Consider the following 15939-nt stretch of genomic DNA (forward strand, 5'->3'; position numbering starts at 1 on the left):
TCAATGATCTCTTCTCTCTCGCTTTTTACGATACCTACATTTTCTGTCGTTTTCAGTACCGATTTGCGTGTGCAAAAGTAAAACTTTATTTCTAATTGACCAAATGTTTTTGAAAGAAATTTTAAAGTTTTTTGATAACCCTAAATCCTTATTTCCTAGCACTTGATTTATTCTACTCCGCTTCCCGTTTTACCGGACTGCAAAGATACTAATCTTTTTATTTCTCACAAATTTTTATTTCAAAAAATTTAAAAGTTTTTTTAAGATTCTTATCTATCCGTAGATAACATTAGTCTTATCGTTTTCGCCTTATTCAAAGCTCTTCTGCGCTACCGAACAACTCTCGTTTTTCAGTGGGGCAAAAGTAGTACTTTATTACCACACAATCCTAATTTATTTAACATAAAATTCATATTTAATCAATATTCCATGGTAACTAGCTGGTTTAATGATTCAAAATTTTGAGGGCTAGGTAGCACGGGTTGGGACTTAGGGCATCGGTGGCTGGTCGCAGATTATGGGGTGTGTCGGAGAGTTGCGGAGCAATAGCGTTGGAACGTTTGGGAATGAAGATTGTGGGAAAGGCTTAAGTTCTGGGATTCTCGGAGCGCAGCAAAGTAGAAAGAAAGGGTTTCCAGAGGGAAATATCTATGATAAAATATAGAGAGAAGCATCTTATCGCAAAGGCAGACTAAGAGTTTTCAGTTGTATCCTTATATAAGATAAACAAAGGCGTTTCACTTAGCAAAGAAAGACTAATGGAAAAATAAAGGATTCAAACGTGAAAAAATATTCTTTTATATATTATAAAAGAACACGTTCCTTAGGAGTGCAGGATTTTGCTTTTATATATTGTTCTGTCTGTGATTTGCTTTTTGGAGGATTTGTGTTTTAGGTGTCGCTCCGATGGAGCTTTGATTCTAAATTCATATGCCTTGCTACAAAGGTGGCGCTCCGTAGGAGCGCTATATTTATTATTATATATGATTTTATGTACAAAATAAAATGGATTGGTTTTCTAATGATTAAACAATAAGAAGTTTTTTGAAAAAATCCTTTAATGACCCATAACTGAACATTTTGGTAAACACCTTTTCTTTATATAATAATCTACTATCATTTTACAGATCGCTCCTATGGAGCTTAATCCTGTACTTTTATAATACTCTATTAACCGGGCACCACGATGTGGTTTTTAGATATTTTTGCTTTTAACGATATTGGGTGTTATCCACCAAATGGAACAATTGCTAAAATAGCCCGGATTGAACGGCTTGTTTGAGCTCTTTTTGCTACAAAGAAAAAGCAGGGCGCAAAAAAGCGAGTAGTGAAAGCCGGATTAGGCTACTGAAAAAAGTGGGAGGGTAAGAGAATAAGAGAGTTGAAAATATGCTTCTATTATTTTTCAAAAAAATACCTCCGAAAGTTTCAGAGGTATATGTATGTAAAAAATTTTATTGCTTATTTTCTGTGTAGATCATTCTAAGAAAATCTCCGTATGATCTATCAACTCCTATTATATCTCCAGATTTCAAATTTATTCCGGCATCACCAGATTTATTTGAACTGACTTTAAGTGCAGAGACTTGAAAATATTGAGGAACACCATCTGTATTGGAGATCTTAATTGCCGATCCGAGGAACTTTTTCGTCGAAATTGTATAAACATCTCCACGAACAGTTGTTAGTGAGAGGTAGGATCTTGGTTCAAGCACATAATTTTTTTTATTTACACTAATTGTCTGAGTCTTTTCTGAGGAAGAAAACAAATAAAGCTGTTGTGAATTTCTAGAAAGTTCTTCTTTTGTGATATAAAAAAGTTTAATTCTGTAGTTGGCAGGATTAAAAGGTTGCTCAATCTCATCAACTGTTTCAAAAGGCTCGTAAGCGAAAGCATTCGCGCCAATTTCTTTTGCTTTTTTATAAATTTTAGAGAAAACTTTCTCGTCATCAGAAGAGAATCCCTGAACATCAATCTGACCAAGGTATTCCGCAGGTGTCTCTTTACTAATTTTTATAAAAATTTTATCCGTGTTATCGTTGACCTTTGCCACTTTAGACAAATAAACATCTTGAGCACTAAATAATGTAAAGGAAAAAGCAAAAATAAGAGTGATTATATTTTTCATTTTAATTTGAAAGTATATTTACACAATCTTCTAAACTGTTTTCCCAATGTTTCGGCTCAATCTTGTAAATCTTTTCAATTTTATCGAGACACATTGTGCTTCTTTTCGGTCTTTTTGCCGGGGTTGGATACTGCTCTGTCGTTAATGCATTAAGCTTTACTGATGATTTGGAGAATTCAGCAATTTTTTTTGCAAACTCAAACCACGTTGTTTCCGGATAATTCGAAAAATGGAAAACACCAAAAGTTTTGTTCGGGTTTTCTATAATACTCATAATCGCTTCTGCCAAATCATTAGCATTGGTTGGTTGCCCAAATTGATCAGCAACAATTCCTAACTCATCTTTTTGCGAAAATAAGTTGAGCATTGTTTTCACAAAGTTCTTGTTGAACTCTGAATACAGCCAAGAAGTTCTTAAAATAATGGTCTTAGGATTATTTTCTAAAGCCAGCTCTTCCCCTTTCAGTTTAGATTCACCATAAACTCCGATAGGATTTGTAAAATCGTCTTCCGAATAATCTAAATTGGTTTCACCATCAAATACATAATCGGTTGAAACGTGAATGAAGACCGTTTTATAATCAGCACATGCTTTTGCAAGATTCCCTACTCCATCTGTGTTTACAGCAAATGCTTTTTCCTTTTCTTTTTCTGCAAGATCTACCGCAGTATATGCTGAAGCATTGATGCAGAAGTCTGGTTTTTGATCATAAAAGAAATCATTAATCTGGTCTTCGTCTGTAATATCTAAAGATTGAGAATCTGTAAAAATAAATTCATAATGAGTTTCAAAATCGGGAGCAATTTTTCTGATGCAGTTTCCTAACTGACCGTTACTTCCTACTACAAGTATTTTTTTCATTGAATTGGTTTTATGAATTTTTTGCATTTTGTGATCTTAAAAACTTTACTCTCGACTGAAAGTCTTTCTGTTCTAAGTCAACATAAAAATTTCCAAAAGTCTGCATAATTTCTTCCGGATGAATATCAGAACGCCTTGTTTTTATATTAAAATAAATTACCGTAACCCAAAGCACGGCATGAATTGTTTTTTCATCAAGACTTTTCATTAGAATTTCTACTTTAGAAATTCGGTCTCCTATCTCGATCGTTTTACTGCTGATAACAACCTGAGTATTGTATTTTACTTCTTTAAGATAAGCAATTTCATTTTGAATCGCAATCCAGGTACAGCCGGTTTTTTTAGTATATTCTTCGTAAGTAAAGCCATAGAAAGTTTCTACATGATCTTCTCTGGCATTGAACATGTAATCGAGATATTTCACATTATTTAAATGTCCAATCGGATCACAATCACTGAATCTTACTTTTACGGTCGTTGAGACTTCTTTTTCCATAGCGCAAAAATAAAAAAACCACTTCGAAATGAAGTGGTAGTTTTTATAAATCTTTGTTAATTTCAGAAAATTATTGAAGACCTAATTCTTTTTTAACAGCTGCAGTAGCATCAGGACCTCCTTTATAGATAAGACCTGTAGAGTTTGTATCCATTACATAATCATAGCTATTTGCTTTTGCTACTTTGTTTACAGCATCCATTACTTTCTTTTCGATAGGAGCGTAAGCTAATTTTTCTTTTTCAGCAAGATCTTTTTGTGCTCTTTCACTCATTTGTTGAGCTTCAGTCTGTAACTTCTGCATTTCCTCTTGTCTAGCTTTGTTTTCAGCTTCAGATTTTGTAGGAGCTTCTTTAGTATACAAAGCATATTTCGTTTGCATAATATCAGTCTTCTTTTTGATCTCAGCTTCTTTTACATCAAGGAAAGCTTTAAGATCTGTATCTGCTTTTTTCTTTTCAGGCATTGCATTAAGTACGCTTACTAAGTCTAGAGTAGCAATTTTTTGAGCTTTTGCCATCCCAACAGAGACAAACATCATTACTGCTCCAAATAATACACTTAATTTTTTCATAACGGGTAATAAATAATTAATTTGTTTTTAGATTTTAAATTTAAGTAAAAGTTAAGTTCTGGTGAAACTTTTACTATTTTTTATTTGTTTTCTTTTCTTTTTCTTTCTCGGTTCCTTTTAATAATACAGCCAATACTTTATCTGTATAATCATATCTTGGTTCATAAGAAAGAACATTGTCTCTATTTTTATCAAAAACTATACCTAATCCGTTTTTTGCAATAACAGTACGGAGAGCGGTATAAATCTGATCTTGAAAAGGCTCTACCAAATTAGCACGAAGCTGATTGATCTCGCCGGTTTTACCAAATCTTAAACTTAATGTCGTCTGAATACTTTTTTCTAAGTCTAAGACCTCTTTTTCTCTAAGCTTAAGCTGATCACCAATTAATAAAACTTTTTCACTCTCAAAAGCGGATTTTTTTTGCTCATATTGTGATTGAATGTTTTTAATTTCTTGTTCCCAAGTATCAATCTGAGCATTAAGCCTTGCTTCAGCTTCCTTATATTGAGGCATTTTATCCAAAATATATTGGGTATCAATGACTCCTATTTTCTGAGCATTGCTAAATCCAAAAAGCAAAATTACCGCTAAAGTGAAAAGAGTTTTAAAATTTTTCATACTATTATAAAGATTGGTTCATTAAGAAGTGTGTTCTACTTCCAGAAACATCACCACTGATTGTTTTATCAAATCCGTAAGCGAAATCAAATCCTATTAAACCAAATGCTCCCATATAAACTCTTACCCCTACACCAACTGATCTTTTAAGCTGGAATGGATTGTAGTCTCCCCACTTGTTCCAAACATTACCTCCTTCTGCAAATGTAAGTGCATAAATTTTAGCTGTTTGATTTAATGAAATCGGATATCTTAGTTCTAACGTAAATCTGTTGTAAATAGTACCTCCACCTCTTTGAGTAATGTCTTCAGCCTGACCACCGTACGTAGAAGCATTTTCATAACCTCTTAACGGAATTAATTCTCTACCATCAAATCTACCTCCAAAAAGACCGGTTCCACCCACATAGAATCTTTCAAATGGCGGTGCTCCCAATTCTTTGTTGTAACCATCCATGAAGCCCATTTCGGCAGAAGATCTTAAAACTAATTTCCCAATAACTTCATTGTAAACATCAGCTTTAAACTTTATCTTATAAAATTCCATCCACTTATACTTTTCTGTAGGTGTCATTGTAGAGTAATTTTTATTACTGAACAATGAATATGGTGGAGTAAATTTACCTGACAATTCAATATTTGAACCCACTGTAGGGAAAATAGGATCGATACCTGCAGAGTTTCTGCTTAACCCAACATTTAAACTTAAGTTGTTTGCATTACCATACAATTCTGTGGTATCTCCAAACTCAAAAGGATAATTGCTGAAGTTATATTTTTGGAATTGAATCCCAGTGTATAAAGAGAAATAATCATCCGGCCATCTCAAATATCTATTTAAACCCACAGTAGCTGAGAAAATATTTAATCTCTGATCCGGACCAGTAACTTGGCTATAATTAACTCTCGAATTATTTAAACTTACCGAAAGAGCTGTTGGTTTTGTACCAAACAACCAAGGTTCTGTAAATGAAACTCCGTAATTCTGGAAGTACTGTCCTGCTTGAGCCTGAATAGATAAAGTCTGACCATCACCTTGAGGTACAGGTCTGAAATCTTTAAATTTCAGGAAATTTCTCAATGAAAAGTTATTGAAAGTAAGTCCTAAAGTTCCGATGAAACTGTTACCTCCGTAACCAGCTTGCAACTGGACCTGAGAAGAACCTTTTTCTACTAATTTCCAACCGATATCAACTGTATTATCTTGTTGATTTGGTTGAATATCCTGACCGATTTGTTGAGGATCAAAGAATGACATTGACGCTAAATCAAAAAACGTTCTTTTGATTTCTGTTTTCTTAAACAATTCGCCAGGTTTCGTTCTTAACGCTCTCAAAATCACATGGTCATGAGTTGTTGTGTTACCAGACCAAGTTACTTTATTCCAGCTTGCCTGTTCACCTTCAACAATTCTGATTTCAAGATTAATAGCATCACCATTAACCGATTTTTCTACAGGAGTAACGTTTGAGAAAAGATAACCGTTATTCATGTAATTTGATTTGATATCAGAATCATCTTCTTTTCCTCCGTCTTCCCCTACTTTTTTGTTGAAACCTACTGCATCATAAATATCTCCTTTCTTATATCCTAAAATTCTTTGAAGATATTCTGTAGCAAAAACTGTATTTCCGGTAAAAGTAATATCACCAATGTAATATTTTTTACCTTCTTTCAATTTAACATTGATTTCGTAGTTATTCTTTTTATTCCTCCATACAGAATCAGAAACAATTGCAGCATCTCTGTATCCTAATGAATTGTAATAATTAATTAAGCTTTGTTTGTCTTCCTGGTATTTTTCTTCAACAAATTTTGAAGACTTCAAAATACCACCGATACCAAATCTCTTTTGTTTGGTTTCTTTGAAAGCTTTTTTTCTAAGTTTTGCATCAGTTACATTTTCATTTCCTTCGAACTCGATGTGACTGATTTTAATTCTTTTCCCTTTGTCTACATTAATTGTCCAGTCAACAAGGTTAGGATCACTTGCGTTTACCTTGTCCTGAATCGTGATTTTAGCATCAGCAAAACCTTTTTTAATATAGTCTTTAGGAATATTTGTTTTAAGACTAGAAACAAGATTTTGAGTAATCTTAGTTCCCGGCTTTAAGTTATTATCTTTTGCTAATTTTTCATTTTTAGACTTACCGATTCCTTTACCTGTAAATTTCACTTCTCCAAGATCTTTTAAATCCTGCAGATAAAATCTAAGAACAACGGTTTGTCCTTCAATGCTTTCTACATAAACTTCCACTTCAGAGAAAGATTGAGAATCCCAAAGTTTTTTGATAGCATTACTTACCTTTTGCCCCGGAATATCTACAATTTCGCCTTTTGATAGACCTGTAAATCTAAAGATCTGAGCTGGTGTGTATTTTTTTACTCCATCAACAACAATGTCCTTCAGCGTGTAAGTTCCTGTTTGATTTTCTGCAAGAACAGCAGAGGTAGTATCAACCTTTGTACTGTCTTGTGGAGTTACCTGTCCATAAAAATGTGCAGAAGCAGCAAACATAATGATGGGTAATAGTCTAAACTTCATTTTATCGTAATCTTTCTTTTCTTAAAATTTACTGAATTTGAATTTGGTCGCCTGTGAGACCATATCTTCTTTCCTTATTTTGATAATCAACAATACATTGGAAGAAAATATCTTTTGTAAAGTCTGGCCACAGAACATTAAGAAACTGAAGTTCTGCATAAGCAATCTGCCAAAGCAGAAAATTGCTTATCCTTATTTCACCACTTGTTCTGATAAGTAGATCCACCGGTGGAAAATCTTTTGTATAAAGATAGTTTTCAAATAATTTTTCATCAATATTCTCCACTTCTACTTTTCCTTCTTTTACATCGGAGCTTATATTTTTTACAGCATTTAGTATTTCACTTTGTGAGCCGTAGCTTATCGCTAATACTAAATTTCCTTTTGTGTTTTCTTTTGTAAGATCAACTACACTAAGCAACTGATCTTTTACCATAACTGGCAATTTATCTAAGTTACCAATAACGTGCATTCTTAAACCCTTAGTAAAAATCTCTTCAGCTTCTAGTAAAAGCGTTTCAGCAAGCAAACTCATTAAAGTGTTTACTTCATCTGAAGGTCTATTCCAATTTTCTGAAGAAAATGTATAGAGTGTAAGATAAGGGATATGAATCTCATTACATGCATTAATAGCATTTCTTACGGCATTAATGGCATTCTTATGACCAAAAGTTCTTTCTTCACCACGAGATTTAGCCCATCTTCCATTGCCATCCATAATGATGGCTACGTGTTTCGGTAAATTCTCAGAATTTATTTGTTTCTTTATCAACGACATAATTTCTTAATCACAATAACATGGTGGTCTACCAAAAGAATAGGTCAATCCTAAACTGAAAGTATTCATCCAATCTTTAGATTTTGGATCACCTACCGTTCTGTTGTTTATATAAGTTGCTTCTCTTTCTTTAGAAACATTATAATAATTTCCTGTTTGCAGTAAAGAACCTCCAGTTGTAGGACTCAGAATATCTGCATTATAATTACTAATCACATCTTTTGCAAGAATCTTGCTATGATCAAGCTGATCAGTTAAAGCATATCTGAAAGTAGCTTCAGCAAAAATAGCCCATCCATGATTGAACTTATATTTTAAACCAACTCCGAAAGGAATTTGTGCAACTGTTTTTTTACCCATAGAGTATTCTGTAGTAGTTACAAAATCTGTTTCATTGATTGGAGCTTGCGCCACACCATCCGCATTCCTTCTGAAATCATGAGTTAAAGTTGCTTTTGGAGCGTCAAACATTAAACCTCCAATTCCCCCAAAAATATAAGGACTCAACATGCTCAACTGCTCATTATTTACAGGGAAGAAGTTGTATTCAAACATTAAACTAGCTTCATAAACATTATTTTTACCGTACGAGTTTCTGTTTCTTCTGTATTCTTCTTTTGCTGCCTTATCGCTAAACTGCACCTGATTATAACCTAAGTCTAATCTAACAGTCTGATGCGGATTAAAATTAAATCTATATAAAATACCACCATAAAACGGAACACCCCATTCTGAGGCTCTATCCAAATCCAAAGGTTGCTGTAAAATGTAATTGGTTTTTCCGATGTCGCCAACAAGATTACTCATCCCTAAGCGAATTCCCAATTCATTTCTTTGTGCTTTTAAACTTACCACAGTTCCTAAGAGGGTAAGGAAGCTAAACAATAATTTTTTATTCATAAAAGAATATGGATTTATGGTTATTTTAAAAATTAATTTTTGCAAATATAAAACATTTTTATATTAATGATAATCTTAATGTTTAGTTAAAAATAAACAAAAAAATATAATTTGTTATAAAGTAAACGGCAAAGTAACAAATTTATTCTTTTTTTAATAGTTCAGATGAAATTTATAGTTTGTAAATTTCATCTGAATGTTTTATTTATTTCTATCAAAATAAGCTCTTACTTTATTTCTAATTTTAATTAATATAGGCTCCGTATAGTTTTTATCTTCGTCAAAGTACCCGTAACCATAGCCGTAACCATAGCCGTAACCATAACCATAGCCGTAACCTTGCTTGGTTATGTAATCATTATAAACAAATCCTAAGTGCTTAATCTCGTTATTGTGATACTTTTCAGTAATCATTTTAAGCATGTACTTTTCGGTATACTCGTGGCGCACAACATATAAATTAGCATCAGAATGCTTCATTAATTCATATGAATCTGCAACAAGCCCTACTGGCGGCGAATCTATAATAATAAAATCATACATTGTTCTCAGTTCTTCTATAAACTTCATATTTCTTTCGCTCATTAACAACTCAGACGGATTTGGGGGAATGGGGCCTGAAGTCGCTACATCAAGATTAGGAATTTTGGTTTTGTTAATAATCTGATCTATTGATGTTTCTCCGGTAAGATAATTTGAAATCCCAAGTTTATTATCAATATCAAAATCTCCAAAAATTTTTGGTTTTCGCAAGTCCATTCCCAATAAGATAGTTTTCTTGTCGCTTAAACCTAAAACCGATGCCAGATTTATTGAAACATACGTTTTTCCTTCTCCTCCAACTGATGAAGTCACCAAAATAACTTTACTATTATTGTCTTCTCCTGACAAAAACCTCACATTCGCTCTAACACCTCTGAAAGCTTCTGCAACCGAAGATTTTGGAGTATTAAGAACAGTAAGCATACTTTCATTGTTATTATTCCCAATTACACCTAATAATGGAATTTTGGTTGCACTAACCAATTCTTTGATATTTCTAACTTTACTATCAAAAAGACTTCCCAAAAGAATTAAAGCAAACGGAAAAGCAAGGAATCCAGCTAAAATTGTCATTTTTGTTCCTTTTACATTAGGTCCAATAGGTCCTTGTCCAAGGTTTTTAGCAGGGTCAATTACAGTAATATCAGACTGATTAGTTGCCAATCTCATTTGACTTTCATTCTGTCTACCGAGCAAACTGTTATAAGTCGCCTCAATCATATTATATCCTCTTTCTGCATCAAGAAATTTTCTTTGCTTTTCAGGGTATGTTGTAAGATCTGTGCTTGTTTCTGCTATTTGTCGGTCAATTTTGTTAAGTTCTGAAGTATATATGTTTTGAACATTTCTAAGAGACCCTGAAGAATTGGCTTTTGCTTCACTTATTAATCGGTTTATTTCCTTAATTGGTTCTGAATTAGGAGTATAAATTGATGATAATTCTCTTTTTTTAAGATAAAGAGCTTTTAGCTCAGAAACAGATGCTGTAAAAAGTCCATCATCAAAACCTGCCGCAGAAGGACTAATCATCTTATCGAAACCTTGAGATTCTACAGAATTCCTGATATTATTCAAGGAATTCATTTTACTAAGTATGTCCGCTTTTTTTGTTTCGAGATCTTTTATTTTTTGTAAAGATTTTTCGTCTCTGTTTGTAATATCATATAATTCTTCTGAAACCTTAAGATAATTAACATACGCTGCACTTGAATCTAACTTTTTTCTAATATCAGTTAAACTACTTTTCAAATACTGCTCCGTATTCTGATCCACTTTTATCTTATCATTAAATCTTTTCTTCTGAAGTTCAGCCACAGATTTATTAAGAAAATTAACTGTTCCATTTAGATTAAAACCGGTTTTAGTGATAATCATAATGGTATTAATTTCTTTGTCAAAATCAACACCAACAGTAGAAACAATTCCATTTACTGCATCATTTACCGTAGAAAGATTTACAATAATATTTTCGAAATTTATAGCTGGTGGCACGGGATTGGGAACCAATCTGAATCTAAGATTAGGAGTTGTGTACCACTCATTAACTTTAATAGTTTTGTCGGCAGGTCTTGCAAAATTTTCAATACTCTGAAATCCTTCAAAGTCATAAGAGTATAAATAAGACGACTGGCCTTCTTCCGGCAGATTTACCTGATAAGAGCCATTACCTTTAGGTGTTAAAGTAATAGGATAGTTTACCTGCTGTAAGTGCTTTCGGTCTACCTCCAAAAATACCGGAGAATCATTTTTGTCTAAATAAGTAGATTTAACGACTCCTTTGGTGCTATAATTTACAAAAAGCCCTAATTCTTTCACCAAAAATTCGTTATGCGATCTAGACAGCAACATTTTTTTCAAATAAATACCGTCCTGATTCCCATTTTGCCCCCAAATAAAATTAATCGACTGACTTGGTGTAAAATAACTGGCTGTATTGTTTGAAATACTTAATTTTAAATCTGATGCATAGATATTCTGCGCATAGTATTTACCATAAAACCAAGACACACCATATCCAATAGACAACATCAGTACAAACCAATACCAATTTCTTAGGATTCTTCTTAAAAAATGTTCTATATCAAATAAGGCAAATGATCCGTATTTTTCTTTTTGCGGTTCACTTTTACTTACTAAAGCTTCTTTTCCTGGAATCATACATTAAAGGTTTTTAATAAGTAGATAAATTGACAATGCCGTTGTAATCACAGAAACACCACTTATAAGTGTTTGTATCGGGTCTTTTCCAAAACCGTTAAGAGCTCTTCTCTGTGTAGTAAGGAAAATCTCGTCTCCGTTTTGCACATAATAATAAGGAGAATTCATCACGTCTTCTCTTGTAAGGTCAATCTTCGCTTTTTTAATTCCTTCTGGCAATTTCCTGTAGACTACAATATTTTTACGATCAACCGTTCTGTTTAATCCACCATTAATAGAAATTGCTTCTGTTAAAGTCAATGTATTTTTATGAACCTTTTTCTCCCCAGTAATTCCGGTCGTTTCAATATCACCTAAGACGTAATAAGTGATACCATCTGTGTTGAGCCTTACTTCAGATTTTCCTTCTTGAAAATTTTCGTTTACTTTTTCCTGAATATCCAAAGTAATCTCTTCAATCGTTCTTCCTTCCGCTTTTACATACCCTATACCGAAAATCAAGATATCGCCTTTAGAATCAACTTTTAAGCCATTAAAATATATCATTGCATTGCCTCCTATTCCGTTTCCAGCGCCCCCTCCACTAAATGAAATTCCATTTCCTGCCGCTTGAGCATTTAAAGAAGAATAAAACTGGGCTGCATCACCTTTAGGAGTTGTTACAATATTCAAAGTCAACATATCGTTTTTGGTAACCCTGTAAACAGGAATATTGTAGGGAATTAAACCCTCTTCATTGATAACAAGGCTTTCACTTGGCTGCATATATTTTACATCTTTTGTTGTGATACAAGACATCAACAAAAAAGGTAAAACTAAAAATGGGAAGTACTTATAAATTTTCATCGTAATAAATGTAGTTTGCAAAAATAGAATTTAATTATTAGTTTTTAGTTTATTATTCCGCAAGAGTAAAATAATATCCGGAATATAAGCCCCTAAAAAACCTAAACACAGAATGATCAACAATAATAGATTCACATTAGTATGCCTGAAACAATAGGTAATTGTTACAATAAACAAATAATAGCATATAATGTAAAAACTAGCCCTTCGATGAGTGAGATCAAGCTGAAGAAGTTTATGATGAATATGGTTTTTATCTGCTTCAAAAGGTGATTTTTTATTCCAAAGTCTTACAATAATAACATTTAATGTATCAACAATTGGAAGAATAAGAATAGCAACGGCCACTACAGGAGCTGATTCCAAATGATATCTGGGAACACTCACAATATTTTTATCTATAAAAATATCTATAAAACAGATACATGTAAACGCCAATAAAAATCCTAAAAGCATAGAACCTGTATCACCCATAAATATTTTTGTCGCCCGTAAATTTGATAAATTATAATATAAAAATGCCAATACAGAACCAATTAAAACAACGGATAAAATAACCAAAGGATAATTATATTCTCCTAAACGATAGTAACTGATTCCAAAAAGAGCGCTGCAAATAAGAGAATATCCACCTGCAAGACCGTCAATTCCATCTATAAGATTAAAAGCATTAATGAGAATAATAAAAGTGATAATTGTAAAAATGACACTTACCAAATAATGAATTTCGTAAATACCAAAAATTCCAAATAAATTTCTGATTCTCACATCCGAGCCAATGACGATGAATGCCGATACCACAATCTGCGCTACCAGCTTCTTGTAAGCACGCATCACAACAATATCATCCATTATTCCTACATAGAGCAAGATAATGAGCGAAGCAAAAAGAAATTTATACAAATCGAAAATTTCATACGCAAAAATTGAAGTACAGATTCCTATGGAGTAAAACATCGCGATGCCTCCCAAATTAGGAATTTTCCTGAGATGAGAGCTCCTTACACCGGGCTCATCCATCAGGTTTTTACGTTTTGAAATTTTAATGATTGTGGGAATAGAAAAAAACGTAATCAGAAAAGAAGACAAGAAACCAAACCCTACTTTTATGTAAAAAATAGAAATTCCTGTTTCATTTAAGAATAATTCAAAATTTTTCATCAACTGCTTTTTGAGCTTCTAGTTTTCGGTAAGTATTAAATAATTTTTAAAAGATTGCACTTAAAAAATCATTTCAATATCCCGAAAATTTCATTTGTGTTTATATGAGTTTTCGTATCATTTTTTTTTGTCCTGTAAAAAAAAGCAGATAGAATATTTTTTTTTTCAGGGGTAAAGATAAAAGATAATTCCTACCAAAACGACTGTAACACAATATATCTTTCATTTTAACATCTCTTTTTTCTACAAAATCCTTAAGCTCTTGAGCCATTTTGTAGAATTGAGTTTCGTTTTTAACAAAGGCCAAATAAGCCAAAAAGGTATATATCCCTTCTAAAATCTGAAACCCCTGCAATTCTTTTATTTTTGAAGAATATTTTGAATTTTTAAAAACTTCTTCCACATCTTCCACTGCTTTCAAAATATCCAGACCTCTTTCGTTATGGGTTTTCGAGATAGAATCTGCTCTTTCAAGATATTGATAATGAAAATTTTGCGTTTGCGCCAATATTTTACATTCCAGCAAAAGCTGAGGAATCAGCTGAATATCTTCAAAATGAACTCCTTTTTTAAATCTTTTATCAATAAATAACTCTCTTTTGAATAATTTATTGCAGGCAAAATAACTTAAATCAGAAAAAACAGAAAAATGTTTTTCCAAAACAATTTTCTTAGGCATATTAGGAATCTGGGGCAACTTTTGCGTTACATTTCCATCCTCGTCTACTTTCTGAATATTGCAGATCACCATTTCGGCATCGTTTTTTTCAGCCAGATTCAACATGTCTTCAAACATTGTTCCAGAAACATAATCATCACTGTCTACAAACCCCAAATAATCTCCCGTTGCTTGATCAATCCCAAAGTTTCTTGCATCACTTAAACCTCCATTTTCTTTGGTAAAAGATTTTATTTTATCCGAATACTTTTCTGAATATTGCTTAATAATATTTCCCGAACCGTCTTTACTTCCATCATTTACAACGATAATCTCAATATTCTGCAGACTTTGGTTCACCAAAGAATCGAGGCATTTAGCCAAATAATGTTCAACGTTGTAAACAGGAACAATCACAGAAACTTTTGGATTCGGATTTTCCATCGTTTAGATTTTTGTAAATCTTGAGCTCAGCCAACCTTTTTTAGCTTCATCAAAATCTTTTCTTGAGCACGGAATACAGTTTTCAATATTTTCATCATCTCCAAAATACCAAAGATTACTGAAGGTATCGCGCTTGAAAGCATATTGTCTGTCTTCAATCAAAACATAAAACATTTCGTAATGTCTTTCTTTAGGATGCGACTGCTGAATGTTGATTCCTTCAATCAGATACCAAAGCATTTGTGCCAAAAGCTGATGATTGAGCTGGTTCTCAGAATAAATATTGTAATTAAAAATTCCTACAGATTTCAAGTTTTCGCTTAAGCCGATTTCTTTCATGTAAGCACAGATTTCTCTTCGGTTTAAACCATTTACCTGCGGATTCATCGAAAATGCATCACTGAAGCTTTCAATGGCATCACAATTTACCGTTACCAGATCTGCTTTTCTGAAAAAAGGTTCGGTTTTTTCTGTAGAATTCATCATTTCTGCTAAACGTACAATATCAAACTCCACTTCTTTGATGAGCTTTACAGAATCCTGCTCGTTCAAATGTTTTTGATATCCTAAATGATGATAATTTTTGATAGAGAAGTTTTTCGAACCTAAAATTTTACTTAAAAAAGTATGTTCATTAATATTTTCACCTTGTTTCAGAGAAATAATATTACTGATTTGAGTATAATCAATATTTTTCTGATGAAAATGTAACCCTGAAAATAATGAGAATGCAAAATCATTAGAACCGCCAATAATCACCGGAATAGCTCTTTTATAATGACATGCCGACAAAACTTCCTGTAAAATATAATGAGAATCTTCCACCGATTTTCCTGAAACCAAATCTCCAAGATCAACTATCGGAATTTCAAAATCCAGTTGCGAAAGTTTGTAAAACTCTCTTCTTACTGCCGTAAAATCCTGAACTTCAGCATCACCATTTGCTCCTCTGTAATCAGAAACAAACAAAAGTACAATGCTGTCTTCTTTTATTTCCTTTGTAATCTTATTGCCAATCTGCCAGTTTTCTGTTCTGAAATTTCTTGGTGAAATGATAAAATCTTCAAAATCCATATTCTCAAATACTTATTAAAGCTCAAAAATATTAAAATTAAATGAGTCTGTAGAGTTTTGAAATTATATTTCAGAACGAAAAATATTCTTGTGATCAACCTTGTCAAAGTTCAAAACTTTGACAAGGTTTTCAAAACAGTGTAGTTTAAG

Annotated in this window: 13 protein-coding genes; all 13 read right to left on the reverse strand. The window is 32.7% G+C overall.

The genetic code is table 11. The features are described 5' to 3' along the window. Positions 1-1454 precede the first annotated feature (1454 nt). Positions 1455-2129, reverse strand: a complete 675-nt coding sequence (locus BUR17_RS10130; protein WP_074230281.1) for a hypothetical protein — start codon at positions 2127-2129, stop codon at positions 1455-1457. Between the two features lies 1 nt (position 2130). Next, positions 2131-2991, reverse strand: coding sequence for a dTDP-4-dehydrorhamnose reductase (gene rfbD / locus BUR17_RS10135; protein ID WP_074231149.1), 861 nt, complete (start codon positions 2989-2991; stop codon positions 2131-2133). Positions 2992-3001: 10 nt separating this feature from the next. Beyond that, positions 3002-3487, reverse strand: a complete 486-nt coding sequence (locus tag BUR17_RS10140) for an acyl-CoA thioesterase (RefSeq protein WP_074230282.1) — start codon at positions 3485-3487, stop codon at positions 3002-3004. Between the two features lie 70 nt (positions 3488-3557). Further along, on the reverse strand, positions 3558-4061 hold the full coding sequence (locus BUR17_RS10145; protein WP_074230283.1) for an OmpH family outer membrane protein: 504 nt from the start codon (positions 4059-4061) through the stop codon (positions 3558-3560). 73 nt (positions 4062-4134) lie between these two features. Beyond that, positions 4135-4683 carry an OmpH family outer membrane protein gene (locus BUR17_RS10150; RefSeq protein WP_074230284.1) on the reverse strand — a complete coding sequence of 183 codons (549 nt, stop codon included), beginning with the start codon at positions 4681-4683 and terminating at the stop codon, positions 4135-4137. A gap of 4 nt (positions 4684-4687) precedes the next feature. Beyond that, positions 4688-7228, reverse strand: coding sequence for an outer membrane protein assembly factor BamA (gene bamA / locus BUR17_RS10155; RefSeq protein WP_074230285.1), 2541 nt, complete (start codon positions 7226-7228; stop codon positions 4688-4690). A 28-nt stretch (positions 7229-7256) separates the two neighbouring features. Then, the gene (gene uppS / locus BUR17_RS10160; protein WP_074230286.1) at positions 7257-8006 is read right to left on the reverse strand and encodes a polyprenyl diphosphate synthase; all 750 of its coding nucleotides are present in this window, start codon (positions 8004-8006) and stop codon (positions 7257-7259) included. Positions 8007-8012: 6 nt separating this feature from the next. After that, positions 8013-8906, reverse strand: coding sequence for a type IX secretion system protein PorG (gene porG / locus BUR17_RS10165; RefSeq protein ID WP_074230287.1), 894 nt, complete (start codon positions 8904-8906; stop codon positions 8013-8015). A 201-nt stretch (positions 8907-9107) separates the two neighbouring features. Further along, positions 9108-11606, reverse strand: a complete 2499-nt coding sequence (locus BUR17_RS10170) for an exopolysaccharide transport family protein (protein WP_074230288.1) — start codon at positions 11604-11606, stop codon at positions 9108-9110. A gap of 3 nt (positions 11607-11609) precedes the next feature. Beyond that, the gene (locus BUR17_RS10175) at positions 11610-12452 is read right to left on the reverse strand and encodes a polysaccharide biosynthesis/export family protein (protein ID WP_074230289.1); all 843 of its coding nucleotides are present in this window, start codon (positions 12450-12452) and stop codon (positions 11610-11612) included. 30 nt (positions 12453-12482) lie between these two features. Beyond that, entirely contained in the window at positions 12483-13613 is a 1131-nt protein-coding gene (locus tag BUR17_RS10180; protein ID WP_074230290.1) for a glycosyltransferase family 4 protein, read from the reverse strand. Between the two features lie 100 nt (positions 13614-13713). After that, positions 13714-14715 (reverse strand): glycosyltransferase, encoded by a 1002-nt coding sequence (locus BUR17_RS10185; protein ID WP_074230291.1) that lies wholly within the window; start codon positions 14713-14715, stop codon positions 13714-13716. A gap of 3 nt (positions 14716-14718) precedes the next feature. Beyond that, positions 14719-15789 (reverse strand): formimidoylglutamase, encoded by a 1071-nt coding sequence (locus tag BUR17_RS10190; protein WP_074230292.1) that lies wholly within the window; start codon positions 15787-15789, stop codon positions 14719-14721. Positions 15790-15939 lie beyond the last annotated feature (150 nt).

Source organism: Chryseobacterium scophthalmum (genome assembly GCF_900143185.1).
Taxonomy (GTDB): Bacteria; Bacteroidota; Bacteroidia; order Flavobacteriales; family Weeksellaceae; genus Chryseobacterium; species Chryseobacterium scophthalmum.